At 56.2% G+C, this 19243-nt stretch carries 14 protein-coding genes; 5 read left to right on the top strand and 9 right to left on the bottom strand.

From position 1 onward, the window contains the following. Positions 1–277: 277 nt before the first annotated feature. Genes Poly24_RS13880 through Poly24_RS13870 form a run of 3 tightly spaced genes read right to left on the bottom strand, consistent with a single transcriptional unit; the run spans position 278 to position 5027 of the window. On the bottom strand, positions 278–2182 hold the full coding sequence (locus Poly24_RS13880) for an IRE (iron responsive element) (RefSeq protein WP_145096221.1): 1905 nt from the start codon (positions 2180–2182) through the stop codon (positions 278–280). After that, positions 2179–4065, bottom strand: coding sequence for an ABC transporter permease (locus Poly24_RS13875; protein WP_145096218.1), 1887 nt, complete (start codon positions 4063–4065; stop codon positions 2179–2181). Before Poly24_RS13875 ends, Poly24_RS13880 begins: the two co-directional genes overlap by 4 nt. Beyond that, positions 4065–5027: an ABC transporter ATP-binding protein gene (locus Poly24_RS13870; protein ID WP_145096215.1), complete on the bottom strand. Its 963-nt coding sequence runs from the start codon at positions 5025–5027 to the stop codon at positions 4065–4067. Before Poly24_RS13870 ends, Poly24_RS13875 begins: the two co-directional genes overlap by 1 nt. A 160-nt stretch (positions 5028–5187) precedes the next feature. On the opposite strand from Poly24_RS13870, the gene Poly24_RS13865 reads away from it, so the two are divergent. Together Poly24_RS13865 and Poly24_RS13860 are read left to right on the top strand one after the other, a co-directional pair. Continuing rightward, positions 5188–6600 carry a bifunctional folylpolyglutamate synthase/dihydrofolate synthase gene (locus Poly24_RS13865; RefSeq protein WP_145096212.1) on the top strand — a complete coding sequence of 471 codons (1413 nt, stop codon included), beginning with the start codon at positions 5188–5190 and terminating at the stop codon, positions 6598–6600. Positions 6601–6667: 67 nt separating this feature from the next. Next, entirely contained in the window at positions 6668–6964 is a 297-nt protein-coding gene (locus tag Poly24_RS13860; RefSeq protein ID WP_145096209.1) for a hypothetical protein, read from the top strand. Positions 6965–7046: 82 nt separating this feature from the next. On the opposite strand, the gene Poly24_RS13855 is transcribed toward Poly24_RS13860, so the two are convergent. The 4 genes from Poly24_RS13855 to Poly24_RS13840 form a co-directional block, all read right to left on the bottom strand. Next, entirely contained in the window at positions 7047–8345 is a 1299-nt protein-coding gene (locus Poly24_RS13855) for a hemolysin family protein (protein ID WP_145096206.1), read from the bottom strand. After that, positions 8339–8833, bottom strand: a complete 495-nt coding sequence (gene ybeY / locus Poly24_RS13850) for an rRNA maturation RNase YbeY (protein WP_197451897.1) — start codon at positions 8831–8833, stop codon at positions 8339–8341. The genes Poly24_RS13855 and ybeY overlap by 7 nt, the downstream gene beginning before the upstream one ends. Positions 8834–8910: 77 nt before the next feature. Then, entirely contained in the window at positions 8911–11262 is a 2352-nt protein-coding gene (locus Poly24_RS13845; protein WP_145096200.1) for an HD family phosphohydrolase, read from the bottom strand. Between the two features lie 93 nt (positions 11263–11355). Continuing rightward, positions 11356–12303: a PhoH family protein gene (locus Poly24_RS13840; protein WP_145096197.1), complete on the bottom strand. Its 948-nt coding sequence runs from the start codon at positions 12301–12303 to the stop codon at positions 11356–11358. Between the two features lie 491 nt (positions 12304–12794). Between Poly24_RS13840 and Poly24_RS27435 the strand changes: the two genes are divergently transcribed. Then, positions 12795–15593, top strand: coding sequence for a sialidase family protein (locus tag Poly24_RS27435; protein ID WP_231753132.1), 2799 nt, complete (start codon positions 12795–12797; stop codon positions 15591–15593). A 140-nt stretch (positions 15594–15733) separates the two neighbouring features. Here Poly24_RS27435 and Poly24_RS13825 read toward each other — a convergent pair whose 3' ends face one another. Both Poly24_RS13825 and Poly24_RS13820 read right to left on the bottom strand, forming a co-directional pair. Then, complete coding sequence (locus Poly24_RS13825) at positions 15734–16990, bottom strand: VWA domain-containing protein (RefSeq protein WP_145096194.1); 1257 nt, start codon at positions 16988–16990, stop codon at positions 15734–15736. 66 nt (positions 16991–17056) lie between these two features. Continuing rightward, positions 17057–17512 carry a hypothetical protein gene (locus Poly24_RS13820; RefSeq protein ID WP_145096191.1) on the bottom strand — a complete coding sequence of 152 codons (456 nt, stop codon included), beginning with the start codon at positions 17510–17512 and terminating at the stop codon, positions 17057–17059. Positions 17513–18024: 512 nt separating this feature from the next. Here Poly24_RS13820 and Poly24_RS13815 point away from each other — a divergent pair. Continuing rightward, on the top strand, positions 18025–18666 hold the full coding sequence (locus tag Poly24_RS13815; protein WP_145096188.1) for a DNA-3-methyladenine glycosylase family protein: 642 nt from the start codon (positions 18025–18027) through the stop codon (positions 18664–18666). A gap of 37 nt (positions 18667–18703) precedes the next feature. Then, the gene (locus Poly24_RS13810) at positions 18704–19234 is read left to right on the top strand and encodes a hypothetical protein (protein WP_145096185.1); all 531 of its coding nucleotides are present in this window, start codon (positions 18704–18706) and stop codon (positions 19232–19234) included. The last annotated feature ends 9 nt before the right edge of the window (positions 19235–19243 follow it).

Here is a 19243-nt window from a genome sequence, read left to right as displayed (position 1 = left end):
GAAGGGAACTCGGATTGCGTTCCCACTCACCCGCGGACCGTGCATAGCGGCAGTGGCGTTTCGCCTTGGAAGCGAATGGAACGTTGGCATCCGCGGCTCTGTCTAACGGTACGATAGGATACTTGCCTCGTGCAGTACCACGCTTCACAAAGCAAAAACCCCACTGCATTCTCAGGGGAACGCAGTGGGGCTGACGTCTTCCGTACGGTAGCGATTTAAGAAGTCGGTGGTTGGCAATCAACCCGTCGAACTCTTGGCCACGCCACCCGATGGTAAGCTATTCGTCCGCAGGCTTTTCATCTGCAGGCTTCTCGTCTGCAGGCTTCTCGTCTGCAGGCTTCTCGTCTGCAGGCTTCTCGTCTGCAGGCTTCTCGTCTGCAGGCTTCTCGTCTGCAGGCTTCTCGTCTGCAGGCTTCTCGTCTGCAGGCTTCTCGTCTGCAGGCTTTTTGTCTGCAGGCTTTTTGTCCTCGGAAGCGTCATCTTTCATGTCCGCGTCGTCAGCCTTGCCGGTATCAGACTTCACAGGCTTGTCTGCAGGTTCTTCCTTCGCTGGATCCGCAGGCTTTTCTTCGCTGGGCTTGTCGGCTTTGTCGGCAGCTCGCTTCTCCTTCCAAGCAGCGTAGCGACGGGAATACTCGTCAGCGTCTTCGTTGTCCTCGTTCTGCAATTCAACAAAAACGGTCAACGGGAAGTCGTCCGGCAAATCCTCTTCGTCCAGCATCCGAGCGTAGCGACGAATCGAAGTCATCAAATCCATCGCACTTTCATCGCTCACCAACAGCGGATGATCTTCGTACACGCTCGCCCAAGCGGCCCAGGCGAGATCGAACTTCTCAATCGCTTGATCCAGTTCGGCTTCGTCCAGCAATTCGTTTGCTTCCATAACAAACCGACGGGCGTCGATTGTGCGGTCGTCTTGTTCGGCGATGCAACGGCCTTCCCAGTAGGGATAGTTGGTCTGGCGACGATAGGCTTCGACCTTCTTCGCATAACGGTCGGCGGTCGCGTATTCTTCCGCCAAACGCAGGCCGGTCAGCTGCTTGCTCTTCTCCAACTCCAAAGCCACCTCTTTCATCGACGCCGCCAATTTGGCGGTGTTTTCAAAGACCATCCTGTATTGCTCGGGGGTCTTTTCCTCGTCGGGAGTATTGAAGGCGTCCTGGACCTCTTGGCTCAATTCACCGAATCGCTGCTTGCGAATTTCTTCGCGGCGATTCCCCGTCAGTTCGTCGAATTGACGTTCGATATCCGCAACACGCAGCCGCGACGTCTCCACCGATCCGAGCTTAATGGTAAAGCCTTCGGTTGTTTCAATATCGCGTTGGCCAAACGAATCCCAATCCTTCTTCGCCGCTTGCCAGGCGAACTTGGCCGATTCATCCAACGTGCCTTCGTCTTCGATCGCATCGGCGAAACGAATCCGCCACTTCGGACCAATGTCGTAGAAGGTCAACGGACTCTTGTTGATCAACGGAACGCCGCTGTCGACCAAGTCGTAGCCGCGATACAACCACAGTCGTCCGACAAGCCAGTTGTCCGGCTTGCCATCGGGACCGCGGGCATCGGGGCCATTGATCCCAATCCCGTCATTCAAGATCTTCTCATGGAAGGCCTCGTCATTTCGGAATAGCTCGCGGAACTGAGTCTTCTCATCGGACATTCCGATCTTCTGACCATAGAACCAACCGGTAAACCAAACCAAACGCGGCTCACGACGATTCAGCTTGACACCACGCGTCAAGAAATCGGTTCCCTGTTTGACCCACTTGTAACGTTGTCGGTAATCGTCGAATTCGACCGAAACGTTGTACGAAAGGTTGTGCGCTTGGTACTCCCACACTTTTTCAAAGTGCGGTTGCAGCAACGCGATTTGGTTCAAGGTTGCACTTAAACGATCCCATTCCTGGTAGCGTTGGTAATCGTGCGACTTCTGCCATAACACGGTTGCGGCAACACCACGCATACCGAGTGTTGCCAGTTTCATCGATTCGCTAGCCGGATCGATCTCGCCCAAGTCGGCAACTGAAAGATTCAGTTCGTCTTGCAAGCGGGCCAAACTGCCTCCCGCCCCACCGGTCGTGCTGCCGGTGGCAGGTTGACCCAACAGGTACAGGGGCAGCAACATCACAACGATGATGCCCAGATAGATCATTTTCCGACGCCAAGCAGCATTGCGGTTCACGCTGCGATCTCCCGTGTTTTAAGGAAGAAGTATGCAATAATGCATGTCATAATGAGATAACACAACGTCGTCGCGACATGCCTGGCTAATAATCCGCCAAGCACATCAAATCCACTTGCCACAAACTCCGCTGTCTGCATCATTTTTGGCAAGTTCGGGAGTGCCGTAGCGATCAGGTCCAAACAGTACATGATCACGCTGTCGACACCTTGAATGATCATCTTGGGAGCCGATTCGACATCCAATTCCGTTGTAAAGGCATCTTGTCGTAACAGCCGCACGACCGATTCAACGGGACCGCCACCCATGCTGCGTCCGACCACCTGGTAGAAACGAGCTTCGTAAATGCTCTCGGCGGAAAACCCGAGCACCACACAGATGAAGGTGGCCAGCATCGCAACCGATCCGTTCAAGAAGGTACTGAACATCACGCCAAAGCTGATGATCAAAACCATCTGCAACCAGATGCTGATAAAGCCTTTGGTCAGGTTCCAAGCGAACGAATTTTCGGCGGGCTTGAGGTACAGATCGCTTTGCGTCATCCCAAGGTATTGACCTGGATCGATACAACGCACAACGATTTTGACCTGGCCGTTTTCATCGACCAGATCCTTGTACAGGCTCAGCGTTCCCGTCTCGGTAATATTCGTCCCTTCCATTTCCAACGGGATGAATTGATCATCAACCTGGAATTCTTTGACTTCAAATCGGAACGGATTGCTTTCGATCGGCTTGGTCGGGTGCTGAACCGTCAACGTCCCTTGCACGCCGGTGATGATGTCTCCTTTAAGCGAACGGAACGCACGGAGCGTGAACTCGATCGGAATCCCTTCGGGATATTTGTCTTCTGTCACGTCGCTAAACGTGTATTCGGCTCGACTCAACGAGGCGCCTTCGACGTAACCGTGCTCAATCCGACGAGCTTGCGTTCCGCCGGTGTTCACCAAACGCGATAGGCCCGCCGATCCAAAACCACCTTTGCGATCTTCGTAGCCCACGTTGATGCCCTTGTCGGCATGCCGTCCCGAACGATCGAAAAACTCCATCTCTCCATACACAGGAACACGGGCACGCAGCATTCCTTGGGCGCTGCCAACGCGAATCGTATCGCCATCACGGATCACCGCGTGTTGATGGCCGCGTTGCGTGTCGGTCGCCCCCAAACCGTCGGAATCGAGGGTGAACGAGTGGCGATGGCCACGTTCGTCGGTCGTTTGACCTACGACCGTATCATCCGACAGCACGGCCGTCGTTTCAATTTCGTGAACGTGATCGAGGTCGCCGGTCACAAAGAAATAACTGGCGATCGCCATCGGCACGATCATCAACGTTCCCACGCCGACAAAACCAAACACGCGTCCGAGAATCACCTCGGTCATTCGTACCGGCTTGGTCACGATGGTGTAGATCGTTTTGTTCTTGATGTCGTTGGGCAAGCTGGCGGTGCTGATGAACAAGGCCAGCATCAACAACAGGTAGTTCGTCGATGTCAACACGAAGCTGATGTAGAGCCGAGCCGGATCGTCGCTTTTGGGATCCAGGTACCAACCGGCGAACATCAGCAGCACGACAAACAAACCGACGACAAACAACACCTTGCGTCGGATCGCTTCCTTGAAAGCAAGCCGCGCGAGCGCGTAGATTCGGCGGGGCGAGGTGCCCGGTGCGTCTTCGCGAACGAAATCGCGGACGATCCGAGCGACACTGTAAAATCCTTCGCTGGGTCCGTAGCGGGCCGCGGCGATCAGGTAACCGATCACCAGGCCGGCGACGATCGCCATTACGATCAGGGCAATTCCTTGCAGCAACGCGCTTTCCAAGAAAGCCCCCGGCCGCAACAACCACTCGGTAAATGACCAGAAGTCTTCCGGCTGCAGCGTCATTACTTGTCTCCTTCCTGCAACTCACGCTCCGAGACGCGTCGCATTCCAGGACGCTCGTCGCTTTCGCGAACGATTTGCAAGAACAGCTCTTCCATCGTGGCGGTGGGATTGTCGATGTAGTCGGTCGTGCCACCGTTGCGTTGGATGACCTCTTGGATCTCCTTCTTCGCTGCATCGGACAGGCCGCGCGCGTGGATTTCGGTGACATCCTTGACCTTCAGCAGTTCGTCAACGCGTCCAAGTTCTTTCAATTCCCCTTGATGAAGGATTGCGACGCGATCGCAAACATCTTGCACATCGGCCAATTGATGGCTGCACAATAAAACGGTCTTCCCTTCGTCGCGAAGACGCAGGATCAGATCCTTCATCTCACGTGTACCGATCGGATCCAGGCCGGTTGTCGGTTCGTCCAACATGATCAGGTCGGGATCGTTGACCAACGCTTGAGCCAGACCGACGCGGCGGGTCATACCCTTGGAGTACTCGCGCAGTTGACGGTGACGGGCTTTGTCCAAGCCGACCATTTTGATCAGTTCGTCGACGCGAGCGGCTCGTTCGGCAGCCGACAGATCGAACAGTCGACCATAAAAATCGAGTGTCTCTTCCGCGTTCAGGAACTTGTAAAGATAGGACTCTTCGGGAAGATATCCGATCCGTTCGTTCTTTTTGGTTTCGGTGGCATCCTGATCAAAGACCAGCACGCGTCCGCTGGTCGGGAACAACAGCCCCAGGATCAGCTTGATCGTCGTCGACTTGCCGCTACCGTTGGGCCCCAGCAGGCCAAAGATCTCGCCTTGCTTGACCTCAATATCCAAGGGCTTGAGGGCCTGGACCTTTTTGCGTCCCCAGAAGTCACGATAGACTTTGCTGAGGCTTCGTGTTTCAATAACAACGCTGGAGGAATCCGATTTTGCATTCGAATCCTCAGTGCCATCGGCGACGGCTGTCGAGTCGATATCCACGTGAGTCTTTCAGATTCTGTATGGGAAAATCAAGTAAAACAAAGCTAAAATGGGCGTTCGCCGGCCGCATTTACGCGCCGAGAACGGGTTCAGTACGTGAAAACCGGACTGGCGGTTCATTCATCATTAACGAACTTCCGGGAATCAGGAACCTTCGCAAGTGACGCAGCACGATACAAACATGCCCGACGACCAACAAGCACTCAGCCGCGACGGTTGGTCGTACAGCCAGTCGCTGGACTATCTGTATGGGCGGATCAATTACGAACGGCTCAGCAAGCCCTCGCCCCAGCATCCGATGAAGCTGGTTCGTATGCACGCGCTGCTCAGTGCGATGGGCAATCCGCAGTCGAACCTGAAGATCGTCCATATCGCTGGAACCAAGGGAAAAGGGAGCACTGCGTCGATGGTTGCCGCGATGGCCACCCAATCGGGGCTTCGCTGTGGCCTGTACACTTCGCCTCATCTGGAAGCGTTGGAAGAGCGGTTTCGCGTGGATGGAGAACCTGCCACCCAGTCGCAGATGATTGCGTTGATCGATTGCGTACGCACCGCCGCCGATACGATCCTTCGCCAAGGGGAAGGGGAGGCAACGTTTTTTGAGCTGACCACGGCGATCGCAATCGAGCATTTCCGCCGCGTGGGCTGTGAAGTCGCAGTCTTAGAAGTTGGCCTGGGCGGTCGTCTGGACAGTACCAACGTCTGTTCCCCAGCGGTCACCGCGATCACCAGTATCGGCCTGGATCACCAACATCTGCTGGGCGATACCGTCCAACAGATCGCGGCCGAAAAAGCCGGAATCATCAAACCGGGAATTCCCGTCGTCAGCGGAGTCCGAAATCCCGAGGCGGCCGCCGTGATTCGGCAGATTGCGGAAGCGCGGCAATCGCCGCTGGTCGAGATCGATCGCGATTTCAGCGTGCAACGCGATCCCAAATCGGCCGACTCGTTGGCTCGTTTTGATTTTCTGCCCAGCGAAACCGCAGCGTTGCCGCTGACCCAACGCACCGCGTGGCCGCTGGCATTGGCCGGGATCCATCAGGTGCGCAATGCCGGGGTCGCCCTGGCAATCGCCGACTGTTGGAACCAAACCGCCGCACGACCGCTACAGTTTCCTGCGCCGGCGTGCCAACGCGCCTTAGGCAGCGTTAGCGTGGCCGGACGGATTGAGTTCTTTCCCGGTCAGCCGACCGTGATTTTGGATACCGCCCACAATCGTGATTCCATCGAAGCCCTCGGCGATGTGCTGGGCGAACGGTTTGAGCCGCAAAATGTCGTCGCCGTATTTGGCACCAGTCACGACAAAGACGTTCACGAGATGCTGTCGATCTTATCGCGTCATGTGAAACAGATCGTACTAACCCGCTATCGGACCAACCCACGCTGGTATCCGCCGCAAGAATTGGCCACGATCGCGTCGCAGGTCGCTGGCCAAAGCTGGGAAGTTGTCGAAAACTCCCACGACGCGTTGCAGGTCGCACGGCATCGCGCCGGTAACGCAGGGGTTGTCGTGATCTGCGGGTCCTTTTTCCTGGCCGCCGAACTGCGTCGTTCGCTTGTCGAAAACAGCTGATCGTTCTCCGAATTCCTATTGCACCTCTTCGCATTCACCTCCCTTCCTCTGAAGTCACCAACATCGCATGAAGTTTCAAACTGGAATCATCGTCGGCGGTCTCGTCGTCGCGCTTGGTCTCACGAATCCAACCAAGGAAGATCACGCCCGCAAGCTGGCCGCCGAAACACTGGCTCCGTATGCTGAAGGAGGCAATGACAGTCCGCTGGTCCGGATCGGAACCGCGTTCGCCGAATCTTTCAGCGATTCGGTGATCGATTACCACAACTACCTACTGTTCTCTACAACAACCCGCGCCGGAAGCGATGAACGGCTGACTCTGGGCTTCTTCCGCTTCGTTCACGTCGAAAAACAGCCCGATTAGAACATGGCGGCTCGGACCTGGCATCGTCGATCGCTGCGTCGCCGCGCTCCGCCACGACGCAGCGGGCGCGATGACGCGAGGTCTAGCCCGCTTCGAGCGCCGAGTTGCCAATGTGCCGCAGTCGCAAACGTTCCAATTGCCGCGACGTGGCTCGAAGGATTTTAATTTCAAGCGGTCCCAGTTCGATCGCTTCATCCTGTCGCGGCATGTAGCCGACGTGATGCAGGACGTAGCCGGCAATCGTTTCGTAGTCGTCCGATTCGGCCAGTTCCCAACCTAGTCGTTCGTTGACCTCATCGACCATGATTCGCCCCGACATATCTGCGGTCTTCTCATCGACGATGTGGAAATCGGTTTGTTCCTCGTCGTCCGATTCATCGACGATCTCGCCAACGATTTCTTCCAGCGAGTCTTCGATCGTGACCACGCCGGAAACCTGATGCCGTTCGTCCAGCACGATCGCCATATGGCTGCGGCTGTGCAGAAATTCTTGCAACAGTTCGTCGACTCGCTTGGAAGCCGGAACGGTCCACGTCCGCCGCAACAGTTTTTCCAACGGCACGTTAGGGTTCTTAAGAATGCTCAGTTCGGTCAACAGATCCTTGACGTAGAGCACCCCGACGACGTTGTCCAAGTTTTCGCGATAGACAGGTAACCGCGTCCGTCCGGATTCCACCACGACCTTGAGGATTTCGGGCCATGGTGTATCGATCTCGATCGCATCGACATCGCTACGCGGCGTCATGATGTGCGAAACACTGTCGTCATGCATGTCCATCACGCCTTGGATCATCTCGCGCACGCCGGGGCCAAAATGGCCATCGCGAGTGCCAGCGGTGATGATGGTGCGGATTTCGTCCTCCAGCAGTTCTTCCTCTTCGGAAGCGTCCTCCTGTTGCCCCGACAATCGGCGGGCAAACCATTCGACCACGACGCCGGGAATTGACAGGGGATGCATCACGACGGCCAATCCGTTCCAGAACGGCCAGGTGCGGTACAAAACCGGTGCCGAAGCGAAACGCGTGACGGCGGCTGGCAACCAAAGATGGGTGAACATCACCAAACTGCTGGCGACCACCATCCACGAGAGCAACCGACTGCCATCGACTCCATTTTCGGTAAGACTGGGCGCGATCAAGGCGATCGTGCCGCAGGACAAGAACAGCACGTTGCCGATGATCCGCAGGTACAACGCGCCGCGCGTGGCATCTTCCTGGCGGTCGAGCACTTCGCCAAACCTGCCTCGACGGCCCTGCAGTCGACAGTAGGCTTCGAGCGATCGACCGATAAATCGCTCCAATAATTCGGCGCCTAATCCGCCGATGGTTCCCATTGCAAATCCGATGATCGCGATCGCCACGACCAACTGAAGATCTAACATTTCTCGCTCGGGTTAGAGTTCGTGGGAAGACCATGCCGTTGGGCACCCTCGATGCCCAAACGCGATAACATTTCGCGTTCTTCGTCACGCATTGCCTGCCGACCTTCGTCGGTGGTGTCTTCCATGCCCATCAGATGCAACATGCCATGAATGGCATATAACAGCAATTCCGATTCGGGCTGCCAATCGAATTGTTGAGCTTCGCGGGAGGCATAGTCGGCGCACAAGATCAATTCGCCGCTGATCGAATTGTCCGATTCCTCATAGACAAAACTCAAACAATCGGTGGTGTAGTCATGCTGCAGGAATTGGTTGTTCAACCGCTGCATGTTTTCGTCGTCGACGACTCCGATGCTGACTTCCCCGGTCTCGATCCCATAAGTATCGGCGACCAAACGGACGGCCGATTCCAAAGCGGCCGGATCGATGAACGATGCGGTGTGTTGGATGTTGATTTCAACCTTCAAGTCTTTGTCCAGATCGTTCACGCAGAGGGGCTCCAGGTCTTCATGCCAGCATGGTCTTCCATGATTTCGTTTTTCGATAACTCGACCATCGCTAGACATCACGCCGTCTGTTGGCCGGGGTATTTGACGCGAGCATGATAGATGGCGGTCAACGATTTCACCAGGCTCTGCTTGACCCGATCGAGCTGCTTGAGCGTCAGCCCCGATTCATCGAATTGGCCATCGGTTAAACGCTTCATCGCGATCTGTTCGACCAAGCTCTTGATACGCGCGGGCGTTGGATCGACCAGCGTTCGGCTGGCGCTTTCGACTCCGTCGGACAACATCAACACTGCCGCTTCCAATGACCGCGGCTTAGGGCCGGGATAACGGAAGTCTTTGTCAGAGACCTCTTCCTTGTTCGGGCTCTCCTCGCTCCGCTCCTTCGCTTCGCGATAGAAATACTCGACCAAGGTCGTTCCGTGGTGCTGCAGAATGAAGTCGATCATCGGTTCGGGCAGATGATGCGAGCGAGCCAAGTCGGCCCCGTCTTTGACATGCGCAATGATCACCAACGTACTCATCGCCGGTTGCAATGAATCGTGTTGGTTCGGCCCGCCGCCTTGGTTTTCGATGAAATAGTCGGGCTTGAAAATCTTCCCGATGTCGTGGAAGTAAGCTCCCACGCGAACCAGCAGTCCATTGCCGCCAATCGCATCGGCCGCCGCTTCGGCAATCGAAGCAACGTTGATCGAGTGGTTGTAGGTGCCGGGAGCTCTTTGCGCCAGTTGTCGCAACAGGGGATGGCTGGCGTCGCCCAGTTCCAACAGACTCAGATCCGTTTGCACGCCAAAGATTTTTTCGACGAACGGCAACAGCCCCGTCATCAACATGCTGGCAACCAATACCAACGTTCCCGCCCAAACCGAGCCCTTGCTCAGTTCGATCATCAAAGCGCCGAGCCCCAGCGATTGATAGATTCCTTCGGTCACGTTGGTCGGTTCGCCCGAACCGAGCGATTGTCCCGCGACTACTCCCACACCGATCACGGTCGCGGCGGTCACCAACGCGGCCCCCGCGCCGATCGTGATCAATCGGGTTCGCGTTCGAATCCGTCCCAACAAGAGAATGCAGCTGAGCGTCGCAGCCGACAGAACGACGAGATCGGGCAAGTCTTGACCGATCAACAGTGTAACGGCCAGCGACGACGCCGCGATCAACAGTAATGCGAGTTCGCGTCCGTAAGCGACCGTGGCGGTTATTGCCGCAAGCACCAAAGGAATCACTTCGGCCTGCCATTTGTCGGCCGACGCATACCAGCACGCCGACACGACCAACACGACCAGCGACAACAAGCGTGTCAACTTGCCGACGTCGGTGATCAAGACCGGATCGTGAACAAAATAGATGTACGAACCGCACAGCAAGTAGAGGGCGGCGAGCATGCCCGCGTAGGCGAGCAAACGCATCATGGCGTCGGTGAACGATCGCGAACCTTGTAGCGCGTTCCATTCCGATTGCAGCAGATCCAATTGCTGTTTTCCCAGCGGTTTGCCCGACGGTGCGATCGATGTCCGACCAGGGTAGTAGGTCGTTAATACGTCGGGAACTTCGTCGGCCGCTTTTTTGCGAGCCTCTTCGCTGCGGGCTTCGTCGTAGTCGAGCGTCACCGGCAAGCGATCGGCTAACCAATCGCCAACGATCTTGGCGGCACGCGGTGATTTTTCAAACTCGAACTGCAGCTTAAATTCTTCGATAATCCGCTGCTTCAGGTCCAACGATGCTTGCGCGATGCGAACACGATCGACCGGCACCAATTGAATGTCCGATGGCTGATTCTCGGGATAGACGCGGATCGAACTGGCGTCCCCTTCCTCGTGTTCCAAGCTTCGCAGCAGGCCCGTTTCGTAAAACGGGAACATGGCCAAGCGGATCGCTTTGTCCAGCTTCTGTAGTTCTTCGTCCTCGGCAAACGTGGCTTTCAGTGCCGCAAAGGTCGCCGGCGCGGTCTCGTCGGGACCGGCCGTCTCATCCCCTTTGAAGAATTGTGCCCAGGCGTCGCGGGCCGAATTGCTTAATTGGTCGAACGAAGGGGCTTCGAGGACCAAGAACATTTGATCCTTCAGTTTCTCGCGCAACTGAGTCAACGGCAGGCTGCGATTGCTGTAAAACGCAATCACGCTGCGACGCTTGAGGTCTTTGGCCGATTGTGTCTTGGCTAGATCGGGAACATCGAATTGAACCCGCGCATACATGTCGCGAGGGGGGATGTAACCGGTGCGATAAGCAAACGGGACCCGCCAACATTGGCAGACCGTCAAGATGATCAGCGCAGCGATCAGCGCGATCGCAAACCGAACCCAAACTTGGCTTTGACGCACCAAGGCGATGAAGCGTTGAAATTTACCCGGAGGCAATTGCAACGAGGCGACGCGTTCGCTGCGCGTTCGATTTTGTGTTGCGGAACTCATCGTATTAGCCGATACAAAACGCGGACCGTCAAAATCGTGGGATCACGGAATACGTGCTCTCAACCATCGACGGTGTCGTGTTCCAGGGTTCGGCTATCCTTTGTCTTCCTCGTAGGCGTTGACAATTTCCTGCACCAAGCGGTGCCGCACAATATCGGTCACTTCCAGCTTTGAGAGTCCGATGCCCTTCACATTGCGGAGCCGACCGATCGCATCGATCAGACCGCTTTGCACACCGCGTGGCAAGTCGACTTGTGTCGAATCCCCCGACACAACCATCTTGCTGCGTTCACCCAAACGGGTCAGGAACATCTTCATCTGCGCCACGGTCGTATTCTGCGCCTCATCCAAAATGATGAAGGCATCGTTCAGCGTTCGACCACGCATGTAGGCTAACGGAATCACTTCGATCACGTCCTGCTCCATCAACGTTCGCGAGTGATCGTAATCGACCATCTCGCCTAACGCATCCAACAGCGGACGTAGGTACGGGTTTAGCTTAGCTCGCAAATCGCCCGGGAGAAAGCCGAGACTCTCGCCAGCCTCCACCGCAGGCCGCACAAGCACGATCTTCCGCACAGCTTCCGCTTTCAAGGCTTCGACGGCCATCGCGACCGCCAAATACGTCTTGCCCGTCCCCGCGGGCCCCAGAGAAAAGCTGAGGTCATGGTTGCGGATCGTCGCCACGTAGCGTGCTTGTCCCTCGGTGCGGGGCTTGATACGTCGGCCGGCATGCCGGATTTGGATTTCTCCGGCACTGCGGACTTTGCCCGGACGCGAGTCACCATCGACGTCGGCAAGCACCGCATCGACATCGTCGTGGCTCAAAACTCCGTTGCGGATCAACATATCTCGCAAATGTTCTAACGCCTGCGTAGCCCGTCGGACTTCGTCTTGCGGACCCGCAACGCGGATGTGCCCATCGCGATGCGTAATCGTGACGTCAAATCGCTCGCGAAGCAGACGCACGTTTTGGTCGCGCGGTCCAAACAACGAAAGGATTTGATTCGGTTGTGAAATCGATAGTGTCGCTTCAGTCATTCATCACCTGCTGCCCCCACGGTCACGATTCAAAACAATCGCAACGCGCGTGTTGGGCGTGTCGCTCGAGCAGGTCAAGTATAGATTACTTTTGCCATAAACCAACCGTCCATGGCAGTGCTCGAATCATTGAAAAGATCACCCAGGAAATAGCGTGCCAAATCCTGTCAAATTGCGTTTCCCACCCCGCTCCATTTCAACAACGGAGCCCTAAACGCAGGCATTTTCCTGGAATTGCAACATCGTTGCAGGATTTCCAGTTGCCCGGCTGGCCATTGAGATGGTTCTTCCGACGCGGTCCGCGCGGCATGGAGTGGTTCATTGGCAGCCAGTCGACGGGCTGAGGACTAGGAGACTCATCACGGCCGAAGGGTTCACCCTGTCACATCGACCAACCATAGTGGGTATGATAACGGCCGGCAACCTGCCCGCAGCGTCAACCCAATTCCCGTGGACTCCCCCGTCTGTTCCCCCCCAACAAACCCACCGCCATGAACTTGCAACGCGTTCCTGTATTCATTCCGTTGTTCTACTTTGCCATCGCGGCAGTCCCGGCTGCTGCTCAAAGGATCGTCCCACCCGATTGGGATCCTGGATTGGCGGGAGATTTGGTGCTGGAACGCCTGGTTAGAGTCACAGGGCCTCAGGTTCTCGGGGCGCACGACGCTGAAATGGCGCTCGCCGGCGGTCACGCATTTATCGTTGCCGAATGTAACGACGAAAAGTCGGGCGAAAGTGCCGCATGGCCACAGATCTACAGCGCCCTGTCGGTCGTTGATCTAAAAACGAACACACTCGAAGACGTGATCCCAATGGCTCACGGGGGGCAGGTGTTCGCCAACCACACGCTTCCCGTCGGCGCTTGTTTTGTACCACGCATCGTTCAGAAAGACGACCAAACGATGCGATGCTACTTCGCCAGCGAATCGCCGGGCAAACGCCAATCGCAAATGTGGTATCGCGACTTTGATCTCGGATCGCGGACGTTTGCCGATTCCATTCACCCGGTCCATTTAAAAACCGAAACGGGCGTTTTCAAGATGCAGCCGCAACATCTGCACGCTTCGGCGGTGGCCCATGGTTTCAAAAAGCCGGCCAAAGATGCGGGACTGTACCTGTTCGATGCGTTCAAAAAGTGGAACGGCCAGACCTACGTTGCGATCAACAATTACATGGCCGGTCAACTGGCGTTGACGACTGTCAACGATGAGTTGGACACGTTTGAAATTGTGGGGCATTTTAACGAACCGCAGTCGAAGCGATTAAGTGAAGCGGCTGTCAACCAATTGCCCGATGGAACGTGGATGGCGATCTGTCGCCAGGACGGCGGCAATCGAAACTATCAATTCACCACCAGCGAAGATGGCAAGAATTGGACGGTTGCCGAAGAGTTGCCTCATGTTCCCAATGGCACCAATTCGAAACCGACGTTCGATAAATTCGGCGACACCTATTATTTGGGCTGGCAGGAAGCGACGCAGATTGGCGGTGCCCATCGCAGCGTCTTCAATATCGATGTTTCTCGCGACGGCAAGTCGTGGCAGCGGAAGTACCGATTTGAAACGCCCAAATCGTTTCAGTATCCCTCGTTTCACGAGCACGATGGGACGGTCTGGTTGTGTGTCACGCAAGGGGATTCGTCCGCCAGTCGGAAAGAACGGATCATGTTTGGGGCGTTGGAAAAGACGGAACAGTTCGCATCACAGCAGGGGATGACGCGGAAGCCGCTTCCGAAACCGAAGGACGAACCAGCGGTAATCAAGCCTGGCGTGAAGCTGTTTACCGACCGCGATTACCGATTGATTGAAGCCCCTGAGTTCCTGATCGGACTCGACTTCCTTCGTACCGGGATCGAAGGCTATGACGTGCAGTGCAAGACGGCTGGTGAGTTGTTCGTGTTGACTCTCAGCAAGTCGCACTCCGCCAACCAAGCCGACGCGCTGCACCGCCAAGGTTTTAAGCGGCTCGATACGAAGGAGTTCCAGTTGTTCGCGGGCGACCTTAACCGTGTCTTCGTATGGCGCAAGCAGGTCAATCCTGGCGACCGATTAAAAATGCGCAAATTGGCGTTGATGGTGCTCGGCGAATCCGTCACCGTCGAAGCGATCAAGCCGGCGGCAGAAAGTAAAACGGATGCTGCAGCAAGGATCGCCGAGATGGAAAAGGTGGCGGATTTGGCACTCGTACCACCAACGATGAACACGTCACCGTTGCCCGAATACGGGTACGACCGTCTGGACTATGGAATGACGATCGGGATCGAACGCACCCCCGGCGGACGTCTTTGGGCTTGTTGGGTCGCCGGTGGGGATAGCCCCGAAGCCTACTTCGTGTTGGCGTCGAGCGACGACGATGGCCAGACGTGGTCCGATCCGCAGTTTGTTCTCGATTCGCACGATCCGGCGCTTCCGATGGATCGCAGTATTTTGGTTGGCAATCTATGGACCGATCCCATCGGGCGTTTGTGGCTGATCTTCGATCAATCGATGCACATGTTTGACGGCCGCGCGGGCGTCTGGGCTATGGTCTGCGAAAATCCCGACGCGGAACAACCGCAGTGGTCCGAGCCGCGACGGATATGGCACGGCGTGACCTTGAATAAGCCGACGGTCCTTTCGGATGGGACGTGGATGCTGCCGATTTCGTTGGATCAACGCAGTGGATTTGGCCCGTTTAAGGGCTGCTTCACCGAACTCGATCCTCTCCGCGGCGCGAACGTGTTCGTTTCACACGACCAAGGCGCGACTTGGCAGCGTCGCGGTGCGGCGACCTTCCCCAACCCCGACTGGCACGAGCACATGATCGTCGAGCGGAAAGACGGTTCGCTGTGGATGTTAGCACGAACGACCAAAGGGATCATGCAAACGACCTCCACCGATGGCGGGAAAACTTGGGCTACGCCTAGCGTTCCGCACGGGATCGCTCAACCCAATGCGCGGTTTCATGTGCGGCGTCTGGCATCGGGAAAGATCCTGTTGATCAAACATGGTGATCAGATCGACAACCACCAGGGACGCGTGCAGTTGAGCGCGTGGCTGTCGGATGACGAAGGCCTCTCGTGGCAGGGAGGGTTGGTCTTGGACGAACGTCAAGGGATTTCGTATCCCGACGGGTTCCAAGCTCCCGACGGTACGATTTACATTTCGTATGATCGTAACCGCGCAATCGATGGCGAAATCTTGATGGCTCGGTTTACCGAACAGGATATCTTGGCGAAGCAGTTTGTCGGTCCCAATTCGAAAGCCAAAATGCTGATCAGTCGACCGCTCGCACCACGCAAGAAGAAGTAGTTTTTTCGTGGAAGCACGCCGCATGGCAGGCGGGCTGTTCCCGTCATCGAGGGACAGACGCAACAGACCGCGCGACTCACGTCGCGCAGTCTCTGGGAACAAGAATGTAAGCGGCGTCGCAGTGGTTGCGCGCGACCCAACTATTCGGTCAACAGCACCGGCAAGTTATTGGCGATCTCTTCGAAGACATCTTTGAGCGCCGTGCCGTCGTCGGCATGGTAGTGGGACCCGCCGCCAATCGTGGCGACATTTTGCATCCGCGTCTTGTCAGCCCCGGAACCAAACGTGACGGTATGGATGGTCAAGTTGTAGGTTGCCACCAGGGACGTCGCGACGGTAACGGGATCGATGCCATAGTTGTGCATTCCATCGGTCATCACCACCATCGTCTTGGCAGCATAGGGTCGCGCAGAAGCGTGTAACAACGCCTCGATGCCCTTCTGCATTCCCATTCCAATCGCTGTGCTTCCGCTGGGGTAGAGTGTGTCCAATTCATCACGCACCTCGTCGTAGTCGTCTTCGAGGTACAGGTCCAACGTCGCGTTGCTTGCGTAACTGGCGATTGAAACATGTTCCTCGGGATGCGTTTCATCCAACACGTCCAAGAAGCCGTCGACCGCCGCGACCAGCGACTTCCATGGCGTCTGCGGATAGGGGCCCAGTTCGTAGTATTCTTCCCAAGCCCATTGTTCGTACATCTCCGATGTCACCCCGGAGGAATAGTAATAGCTCCCCCTGTTCGAATAGATGTATCCGGCCGCCACCCCCGCGATAATTGTCGAGGTGTAGTACGGCGATTTGCCCGAGGGCCATGTGATTGTCAGATAGTCCATCGATCCAGAACGATCCAGAACCAATGAGATATCACGGTCGACCTGCATCGCGACGGATGTCTGAGTGGGGCTGAACGTGTCGGTCGTTAGAAACTTAGGAAACAGCGTCTGGATCGTTCCACCCAGCGATCCAGAGTCGCGACGTCCAAGCACGCGAACGGCGTTGGCTTTCGAACTGCCGTCGGAAACCGATGCGGTTGCGACTTTTGTGAATTGGAAACGCGAATAGGTGCCATCGTTGCTGGTCATCCCGAATTCAATTTCGTTGTCGTCATCCCCAGTTCGCAATTGCAAAGACTCCCCCGCGACCATGTTTTTGGCTGCGGTGGCCTTTGCGGCCGTCTTGGCATCGTCAACGTCTTGCAATTCGCTGAAGGTACGTCCGGCCGCTCGCGTGGCCGCATCGGTCGCAATGAACAATTCGGTGCGGGTCATCTGCATGTAGGAGGCGTTGATTGCAAGCGCCGCCAAGATAAACAGGACCGGGAGCGTGATTGCGACCAAGACGACAATGGAGCCTTTGCGGCAGGAGGGCTTGCAGCGTTGGGGCCGATCGGTACGCATGAGGTTTGCCTTTAAGAAGCGACAGAGGGGGTGAATAGGTACGTGGAGGAGGGAGATTCGAGCGTTCTAGATCGCGGGTTTGTCTTCGTTGTATCGTTCGAGCTTCTTCTTCAATTGGTCCTGGATCGATCCTTCCGGGAATTCGTCGAACTGTTCCAGCTGGACTTCGATCGCATCGACTTGTTCACGCCAGTGAGCGCGGACGGCTCCTGGAGAAGCGGTTTCGATGGGCATCGCATGTTTTTTGTGCAACTTCTCCGCCAGTTTGCGATCGATCTCGTTCGCGTCGTCTAGCAACACGTGCTTCTGCTGTTCGCGTTCAACATCGGCGCGATTGTAGGAGACTTTGGCGGTCCCGTCCGCCGGCAGCGGATGTTGCGAATCGGACGTCAATTGAACGAACTTCTGCGCAACGAAGGCGGAGTAGGCGACGACGCACACGATAATCACCGACCCCAGAACACGCCGTTGGCGCTTTATCTTCGCTTCGTCGAGAAGTTGTTTCGTTTTAGATTTCATCATGGATGGATTGCCCCCAGTTTTCTTGTTGGGCGAATCTCAGCACCACGTGTTGCCGCGGGTATCGAAGCTTCGCCATTCGAAACATAGCTTTTTTTCTTACGGCTCCTCGTCTGAAATTCGCAACTTCCCGTCCGATCGGAGCTGTGCTGGTTCGCACAGGTAGTGGTTCTAACGATCGTAGCGGCGTCGTTTTTGTGACTTCCGTCGCGCCGTGTCTGCGACGCTGAACCGATGCCACTTGCGGCTGGATGCTGCAGGACCGAACTGGTTGGTTCGGTAGGAAGAACGCGATCATCGGGCGATTCCGAGGGGCGATGCTGCGGCAATGAGAAGGATCGCGCATCGTCGGCTTGAACCGCGATCGTGCAATTTTCACGAAGAAGGATTAGACTTTCCAGCAAACGTCGCGCTGGGTTCTCACCCACTCAACGTGGCGTGCCTTTGCCATCCCTGGTGATGCGTCGCAGAGACAAAACCTTGGCGACTACCGCTCGAACTGAATCCCAAAAGCCATGTCAAGAACTGCGAAAATCCAAGCGGCCATCGAGCATTTGCGTGCCGCCGATCCGGTCATGAACGGAATCATCGACGATGTAGGGGCGTTTGCGATGCGGTTGGAGAAGGACCGCTACACGATGTTGGTGCGATCGATCATCTCCCAACAAATCTCGACGGGGGCAGCGCGTTCGATTCGCATGCGGTTAGTCGAATTGGCCGGTCCCGATGGGATCACGCCCACCAATCTCTCCCGCTTGTCCGTGGATGATTTACGGACGGCGGGGATTTCGATGCAGAAAGCGAGATATCTGCTGGACCTGACCGGCAAGGTGATGGCGGAAGAATTGCAATTGAAATCAATCGGTCGGTACTCGGACGCGGAGGTCATCGAACGATTAACGATTGTCAAAGGGATCGGGAAATGGACCGCTCAAATGTTTTTGATCTTCTCGTTGGGAAGGCTGGACGTCTATCCGCATGACGATCTTGGCGTGCGTACGGCAATCCAGCGACGCTACGCTTTGGAAACCTTGCCCGCCCCAAAGACGGGGCACGAGATCGCCGCGTTGTGGCGACCGTATGCGTCGGTTGCCAGTTGGTATTGTTGGCAGTCGTTGGAACACGATAAACGCGCTGCGGCGAATGGCAAGCGGTAACGTGATATTGGAGGGTCGTGACAGAATGGAACGTAAGATGACGAATGCACCGAGGGTGGCGCTGTTGCTGGCAGCCTGTTCGTTTTGCGGCCCGTTGGTGGCCAGTGAGCCGACGTTCACGATCACGCCCAACCGTTCCCGCGATTTCGTTGTCGTTGAATCGATGGGAAACGAAGCCCTGTTTTCTGTCCACAGTGCAACCGGAATCGGCGAAGCGAAGATCCGACGCAACGGCAACCAATGGCCCACGCGCGTCGTGCTACGGTTCTACCTCCGCGGCCTCGAAAACTTACGCCTCAGCAACGGTAAAACCACGTTGCACGCGGAGGTCGCATCGCATGGAGAACCGAGACACTGTACGATCGCAATGGTCGACACGGATCAAAAGGAAACACAACTGGAGCCTTCGAGTCCGTTTTGGATGGCGATCGAGCTGCCCCGCGATAACGTTCCCGCAACGGAACCGAACGCGTTGAAGGGGGCCTATTTCCAGATGCGGTTGCCACCGGGCTTCTTCCGCGACAACCCTTCGGCGATCACGATGAAGTGGATCGACTTCTATCGCTGATCACGCGAC

The organism is Rosistilla carotiformis (assembly GCF_007753095.1).
In the GTDB taxonomy this organism is placed as follows: domain Bacteria; phylum Planctomycetota; class Planctomycetia; order Pirellulales; family Pirellulaceae; genus Rosistilla; species Rosistilla carotiformis.
The sequence above is the reverse complement of the archived record's forward strand: the minus strand, read 5'-3'. Positions and strand labels throughout refer to the sequence as shown.

What these genes read in the sequence shown, in the direction of transcription:
- Poly24_RS13855 (WP_145096206.1), bottom strand. Translation starts at nt 8,345, where the DNA reads ATGTTAGATCTTCAGTTGGTCGTGGCGATCGCGATCATCGGATTTGCA.
- Poly24_RS13825 (WP_145096194.1), bottom strand. Translation starts at nt 16,990, where the DNA reads ATGCGTACCGATCGGCCCCAACGCTGCAAGCCCTCCTGCCGCAAAGGC.
- Poly24_RS27435 (WP_231753132.1), top strand. Translation starts at nt 12,795, where the DNA reads ATGAACTTGCAACGCGTTCCTGTATTCATTCCGTTGTTCTACTTTGCC.
- Poly24_RS13860 (WP_145096209.1), top strand. Translation starts at nt 6,668, where the DNA reads ATGAAGTTTCAAACTGGAATCATCGTCGGCGGTCTCGTCGTCGCGCTT.
- Poly24_RS13810 (WP_145096185.1), top strand. Translation starts at nt 18,704, where the DNA reads ATGACGAATGCACCGAGGGTGGCGCTGTTGCTGGCAGCCTGTTCGTTT.
- Poly24_RS13840 (WP_145096197.1), bottom strand. Translation starts at nt 12,303, where the DNA reads ATGACTGAAGCGACACTATCGATTTCACAACCGAATCAAATCCTTTCG.
- Poly24_RS13815 (WP_145096188.1), top strand. Translation starts at nt 18,025, where the DNA reads ATGTCAAGAACTGCGAAAATCCAAGCGGCCATCGAGCATTTGCGTGCC.
- Poly24_RS13845 (WP_145096200.1), bottom strand. Translation starts at nt 11,262, where the DNA reads ATGAGTTCCGCAACACAAAATCGAACGCGCAGCGAACGCGTCGCCTCG.
- Poly24_RS13820 (WP_145096191.1), bottom strand. Translation starts at nt 17,512, where the DNA reads ATGATGAAATCTAAAACGAAACAACTTCTCGACGAAGCGAAGATAAAG.
- Poly24_RS13875 (WP_145096218.1), bottom strand. Translation starts at nt 4,065, where the DNA reads ATGACGCTGCAGCCGGAAGACTTCTGGTCATTTACCGAGTGGTTGTTG.